Source organism: Rhizobium sp. CBN3 (assembly GCF_030518245.1).
Lineage (GTDB): Bacteria > Pseudomonadota > Alphaproteobacteria > Rhizobiales > Rhizobiaceae > Rhizobium > Rhizobium aethiopicum_A.
This window is the reverse complement of record NZ_JAULSE010000054.1, coordinates 1-6,600: the sequence shown is the minus strand read 5'-3', so window position 1 is coordinate 6,600 and position 6,600 is coordinate 1. Positions and strand designations below refer to the sequence as shown.

Annotated in this window: 5 protein-coding genes; all 5 read right to left on the bottom strand. The window is 58.8% G+C overall.

Annotation, left to right across the window (positions count from 1 at the left end):
• Positions 1 to 114: 114 nt before the first annotated feature.
• Complete coding sequence (gene nifX, locus QWJ46_RS30600; RefSeq protein WP_018247182.1) at positions 115 to 609, bottom strand: nitrogen fixation protein NifX; 495 nt, start codon at positions 607 to 609, stop codon at positions 115 to 117.
• Positions 606 to 1,961 (bottom strand): nitrogenase iron-molybdenum cofactor biosynthesis protein NifN, encoded by a 1,356-nt coding sequence (gene nifN / locus QWJ46_RS30595; protein ID WP_004672660.1) that lies wholly within the window; start codon positions 1,959 to 1,961, stop codon positions 606 to 608. Before nifN ends, nifX begins: the two co-directional genes overlap by 4 nt.
• Before the next feature lie 9 nt (positions 1,962 to 1,970).
• Positions 1,971 to 3,461 (bottom strand): nitrogenase iron-molybdenum cofactor biosynthesis protein NifE, encoded by a 1,491-nt coding sequence (gene nifE, locus QWJ46_RS30590; protein ID WP_018247183.1) that lies wholly within the window; start codon positions 3,459 to 3,461, stop codon positions 1,971 to 1,973.
• Between the two features lie 58 nt (positions 3,462 to 3,519).
• Positions 3,520 to 5,061, bottom strand: a complete 1,542-nt coding sequence (gene nifK, locus QWJ46_RS30585; RefSeq protein WP_004677342.1) for a nitrogenase molybdenum-iron protein subunit beta — start codon at positions 5,059 to 5,061, stop codon at positions 3,520 to 3,522.
• Between the two features lie 123 nt (positions 5,062 to 5,184).
• On the bottom strand, positions 5,185 to 6,600 hold a 1,416-nt coding region (gene nifD, locus QWJ46_RS30580), incomplete at its 5' end, for a nitrogenase molybdenum-iron protein alpha chain (RefSeq protein ID WP_302756266.1).

Here is a 6,600-nt window from a genome sequence, read left to right as displayed (position 1 = left end):
ATGGGCATCCTGAGCGCGGATGAGCCTTATCAGGCATCTGAGAAAAGGGGTGGCGAGATCCCCATCTTCGTTGACAGCAGGGCCATTCGTACTTCCTGTCAATGTACCCATGTCCTAGTCCTCCTCATCGAAAGGCTTCTTTTCAATGGCGCCTGCTTCGGTTAGCACCTTGCGTAACCAGGGTGGCGGAGTAGTCCTGAGCATCGCCCGAGTTCGCGACAAAACATCTTCGATCAGTTGAGGATCGGATACTTTAATTGGGTGGATTTTGGCCGAAACAACTCGGGCTGCCGATGGCCCACCGATCGCCAGACAGAACAATAAGTGACAACCTTCCAACGCCTTCACCTTCGGGTTAATACGATCGACGTCCTCGTTCCGATGCTTTCCGCTCTGGTCGGAAACGTCTTCGAAGTCCAGGACTTCCACCAGTTTCCAGTCGTCGAGACTCACATCATAGACGACGAAACGTTTTGCCGATCCGAAATGGGCGTCGAGAGATTTCATATCTTGAGTGGCGATTGCGACGCGCAACGCGCCAGCCTTCCGTTTTGGAGCTGACGAGTGAACCCCGTCAGGGACGAGGGAAAGGCGACGAGCGGCGATCATCTAGGCAGTTCTCCTTTGCGGGAGGGATCAAGCGATCCAGGACACGGCGCGCGCTGATTGGCCTGGAAGATGTTGGAAACATCGAAGATCAGGTCGCGCGTTCCCTGATAGAGACTTGTGAGCTTATGCTGGCTGCCGAGTCGGTCGAATATCGGGAAGCCCACCCGCATGAGCGGAATCCCAAGGCGCTCCGCCGCTTGTCGTCCATGCGAATGCGTGACGAGAAGATCAGCGCCGACGGCAAGTTCTTCGAGATCGCCAAGATCACCGACCTGGAGCGATTCGGCCGGCATTTCCGCGAGTATTTTTGAGGTGCCGGTCGTGGTGACCGCTGCCGCGATTTCGGCGCCCATGCCGGTGAAGAAGGTAGCGAATTGGTAGAGCTGGTCCGGCTCCACAGCAATTGCGATCTTCTTGCCTCCGAAATGGAAATGTCCGTCGAGCAGGGCGTCCTGCAGCTGTGCTCGGCGACGGCGGATGTTTGCTGGCACCGGCGCACCAGAAATCTCAGAAAGAAACGAGACGAACCGGTCGGCTCGTTTCAATCCTGTCAGCGACTGGAACAATGCGTAAGGGACTCCCGTCCGGGTCCGCAGTAGCTCTGCGGGGCGGCGCATATGCTCGCCGATCGCGATACATTGCGCCGCCGTGCCAAGCTCTTGTATCTCGTCGACGGGAGTACCGCCATAGGTGGTCGGAACCCAACGATCGCCGGGCACCGTGCCGTCGAGAGAGCCGGAAATGTCCGGCAGGATCACCGGCTTCAGACCGAAGCTTTCGACCGTTTCGCGCAGAAGCTCGATGTCAGCGACTGTCAGATGCCATCCTGGTAGGATCGCAATCTTCTTTTGGTGGCGGCTCTGCTCGCCTGGAGTGGTGATGCGCTCGACCATAGAGATGACGGCCTTCGCCCATCCCTCTTCGATCGCTCCCTCGAAATCCGGGGTATTCGCCAGCACAACCTCCGTACCCGCGAGCTCATCGGCACGATCCCGCTTGATGTTGGCGAGATCGCCTGCGAAATCTTCGCCGCGGGTTTCCACCAGGGCTGTCGTGCAAATTCCGATCAGCTTGGGTTTTGCGCGCCTCTTGAGATTTAGGATCGCCTCTTCCAGATTGCCTGCGCCGCCAAGAATGGTCGCCACTGCGTCCAATGCCGTTGTCTGCAAGGGAATGGCTTCCTTAAAGTGCCGGACTAAAAGTACCAGCGCCAAGCTGGTGCAGCCCTGGCTGCCGTGGAACAGCGGCACGGCACGCTCGACGCCAAGAAAGGCGAGCGCGGCGCCGAGCGGCTGCGACGATTTCAGCGGATTGACCGCAGCTGATTTGGTCTGGGGAAAGACTTGAACCATCGGCTTTCCTCAACGCTTGCAGAAGCTGCCGGCGACCGCGCCGACAAAGTTTTGCAAGACGTACCCAGTCTCGTTCTCGCTCTTGGTATTCGTCAGTTCTTCTTCCACCGCATGCTGGCATTCCCACGGTGCCGGCTCCCGCACCTCCATCCAGATCGGATTGTGAATAGCAAGATCGATCTGGCGAACGAGCTCCACCATGCCGTCATAGCCGGCATAGGGGTGGTGGCGTTCCTGGTTGATATCGAGCCAAGGTGTCTTGGCCTTCAGCGCGATGAATTGCGTGCGCCCGCCAGACAACATGATGTCGGCTTTACCGTCGGCGAGCATGTTATAAAGCTCGCGCGGCGCCATTGACTCGAACAGGTGGTTTTCGTCTTTCAGGAGTTGCTTGATACGTTCCTTGTCTTCAGGCGTGGATTTCTTGACCGAGGTGCCCACGATCTCGATGCCCACCTCCATCAGCGCATGGACAACCGACCAGGACTTGACGCCGCCGGTGTTGAGCAACACGCGCTTGCCTTCAAGCCTTGGTCGATATGCTGCGAGTTTCATCCAGGCAATCGCCTCCTCCTCCGCGATCAATGCCTCGGTGCGCTCGAGGATTTCGGGATCCGCCCCCTGCATCACGAGCAGCTTGGCGATCTGTCTGAGTGCTTCCGAGGTGTCGGTAATTCCGTAAAAGGAGCCTTCGAAGAACGGGATATCCCACAGCTCCTCCATTTTGCGGGCGAGGTTGATGAGTGCTGTCGAGCACACCAACATGGACGCCTTGGCGCGATGCGCAGAAGCAATGTCAAGATATCGGGCGTCTCCTGGAATGCAGGCCCTTACTCTGATCCCCAGCCGGTCAAGAAGCGGCTTTACCAGCCAAAACTCGCCGGATAGGTTGAACTCACCAATGATATTGATGTCGTAGGCGGTCACGTCGTTCGGCTCTACGCTGCCGATCACATGATCGAGCAACGCTTCACCGGCGAGCTTATTGCCAAGGTTCTTGGAGCCGGCAAAGCCCGGTGCGTTGACCGGCACCACCGGAAGGCCGAATTTTTCCGCGGCCCGCTTGCAGACGGCCTCGATGTCGTCGCCGATCAATGCTGTCACACAGGTCGAATAGACGAAAATCGCCGGTGGAGCATAGGCCTCCTTGATCTCGCGGATTGCTTTAAAAAGTTTCCGCTCGCCGTGCCCCATCACCACTTCGGTTTCAGTGAGGTCGGTCGTGAAACTGGTGCGCCAGAGCGTTGGACCTGAGGAAGCCGATCCGCGGTTGTCCCAGGAATTGCCCTCACAGCCGAGAGGCCCATGGATCAGGTGCGCGACGTCGGTGATCGGCTGCAGCACGATCTTGGCGCCATCGAAAGCGCATCCGCCGGCTGCCGCCCCGGGGATCAGCGGCTTCGAACAGCCGTTTTTGCGCGCCTTGGAATCCTTGCTGCGGTTCTTCTCGCAGGCAGGCTCGTCAAAGACATCCTGGACTTTAGCATTGAGCAAGGGCATTGCGGTCTCCAAGTTCAGATGAAGGCGGCCGGCCTCACAAGGCCGACCGCCGCCGCTCCTAGCGGGTCAGGTCGTAAGAATAGTCCGTCACACCCGGCTCGCTCGTCTCGCGATCGAGCTTGTCGAAGATCTTGTCGAGGATCGTCGTCAGGACGCGCAGGCCGCCTTGGTAGCCCATGAGCGGGAAACGGTGGTGATGGTGCCGGTCGAATATCGGAAAGGTCAGCCGGATCAATGGGGTGCCGGTGTCGCGCTCGAGATACTTGCCATAGGAATTGCCGATCATAAGATCAACCGGCTCGGTAAAGAGCAGCGAGCGCAACGCCCACAGGTCCTTGCCCGCCCAGACCTGGGCATCCTTGCCGAAGGGCGAGGATGCGAGCAACGCCTTCATCTCGGCTTCCCAGGCCGACGTGCCGTTGGTAGCAAGGCAGTGGGTCGGCTCACCGCCGGTTTCCAAGACGAACCGGGCAACGGCGTAGACGAAGTCAGGATCGCCGTAGATCGCGTATTTCTTCCCGTGCAGCCAGGCTTGGCTATCTGCCATAGCGTCGACGAGACGGCCGCGTTCCAGGCCGATTGCCGGAGGAATTTCCTTGCCGGTAATCTCCGAGACCTTCATCAGGAATTCGTCGGTCGCCTGAACACCCAGCGGATAATGGAACGAAGCCGTAACCTGACCGACCTCCTTGCAATATTCCAGCGTTTTGCGCGTGTTATAGTGCTGCAGCGACAGGGTCGCTTCGGCATTCAACGCCGTTTTCAAGTCCTCGATCTTCGTGCCGCCGTCATACATGCGGTACGTACCGTCAGACGGCGTGTCGAACTGGTCGGAGGCATCCTGGATGAAGATGTAGGATACGCCCATCATGTCGAGCAGGCGCTTCAGTTCGCGGTTGTTGCCGACGCAGAAGCCGTCGAAGCCGGGAATGATGTTGATGGCTTGAGCAACCTCCTTCCGCTCGTTGCCTTTCCAGAAGTTCTCCAGAATGCCCTTGATCATGCCGTCATAGCCATCGACGTGGCTGCCGACGAAGGCAGGCGTGTGGGCGAAAGGAACATCGAAGTCGTGCGGGACCGACCCTTCGTTCTTTGCGTTTTCGATGAAGCCGTGGAGGTCGTCTCCAATGACTTCGGCCATGCAGGTGGTCGAGACGGCGATCATCTTCGGATCGTAGAGCTTGTATGTATTGGCGAGCCCGTCGACCATGTTCTTCAACCCGCCGAACACTGCCGCGTCCTCCGTCATCGAGGACGAGACCGCTGATGAAGGCTCCTTGAAGTGACGCGACAGATGCGAACGGTAATAAGCGACGCAGCCCTGGCTGCCATGGACGAAGGACATCGTTTGCTCAAAGCCTGCGGCTGCGAAGACGGCACCGAGCGGCTGGCAGGCTTTGGCCGGGTTCACGACCAGGGCTTCGCGGCCCAGGTTCTTTTCGCGATACTCCCAGGTCTTCGTGAAGTCGTTTTGATCGGCAACGACCTGATCCGGGTGGGGGCATTCGAAATTGGCTTTCTTCTCGGCGAGCATCTGCCTGTATTCCGGCTCGCGGAACAGGGGAGCATGGTCGAGAACTTTTTCCGCCGACTGCGGCATAGTAAGCACCTTTCTTTTCATCGCGCCGCACCGGTGGCGGCAATGGGATGTCATCTGTCACGAGTGCGGATCAAGTCCGATAGGAAGAGCCTGGCCTGCCCCTTCCCAAGACAGGCCAGGCTCTCATTCGGCCGCAACCGCCTCAGCTGGCGCGGCCTCTTTTTTCCAGGGGACGTCGTAGAGATCCCACACCGGATTATTGATGGCCAGATCCATGTCGCGGGCGAATATGGCGAAGCCGTCATAGCCGTGATACGGGCCGGAATAATCCCAGGAGTGCATCTGGCGGAAGGGGATGCCCATCTTCTGCACCGGATACTTCTCTTTAATGCCGGACCCAACAAGGTCGGGGCGGATGCCTTCGATGAACTTTTCCAGCTCGTAACCGGTCACGTCGTCATAGATCAGCGTACCCTTGTTCACATAATGGCCGGTGCGCTGATAGTCGTCGTTGTGGGCGAACTCGTAGCCGGTGCCGACGATCCGCATGCCGAGGTCCTCATAGGCCGTGATGACGTGGCGAGGACGCAGGCCGCCGACATAGAGCATCACCGTCTTGCCTTCGAGGCGCGGCCGGTACTTGTCGACGACAGCATCGACCAGGGGCCGGTACTTGGTGATGACAGCCTCGGTCTTGTCGACGATTTCCGGACCGAAGTGCTTGGCTATTTCGCGCAGGGAGGTTTCGATCTGGGACGGACCAAAGAAATTGTATTCCATCCACGGGATGCCGTATTTTTCCTCCATGTGCCGACAGATGTAGTTCATCGAGCGGTAGCAGTGGATGAGGTTCAGCTTGGCCTTTGGCGCGCGCTCGACCTCAGCGAGCGTGGCATCACCCGACCAGTTGCCGACCACGCGCAGCCCCACCTCCTCCAATAGAATGCGCGTAGCCCACGCGTCGCCACCGATATTGTAGTCGCCGACGACGTTGACATCGTAAGGGCCGGTCTCAAACTCGACTTCGTTCTTGTCGAAAACCCAGTCACGGATGGCGTCGTTGGCGATGTGGTGGCCGAGCGATTGCGAGACGCCGCGGAAGCCCTCGCAGCGTACCGGCACGATCGTCTTTTCGTGCTCCTTGGCCTTCTTGCGCGACACCGCCTCAATGTCGTCGCCAATCAGCCCGATCGGGCATTCCGACTGCACGCTGATGCCGTTGTTGAGGGGGAAAAGCTCCTCGATCTCGTCGATGACCTGTTCAAGCTTCTTGTCGCCGCCGAACACGATGTCCTTTTCCTGGAAGTCTGAGGTGAACTGCAGCGTCACGAACGTGTCGATGCCCGTCAGGCCGACGTAGTAGTTGCGGCGTTGCGACCAGGAATAATGACCGCAACCGACCGGCCCGTGCGAGATGTGGACCATGTCCTTGACCGGCCCCCATACCACGCCTTTGGAACCGGCATAGGCGCAGCCGCGGATCGTCATCACGCCCGGAATGGACTTGATGTTCGATTTGACGTCGCATTCGGAAAGGGCCTTCGGCTCATCGCCAGGCTCGTCGCCGCTCGTTGCGACGCTGAGGTGCTTCTTGCGGCG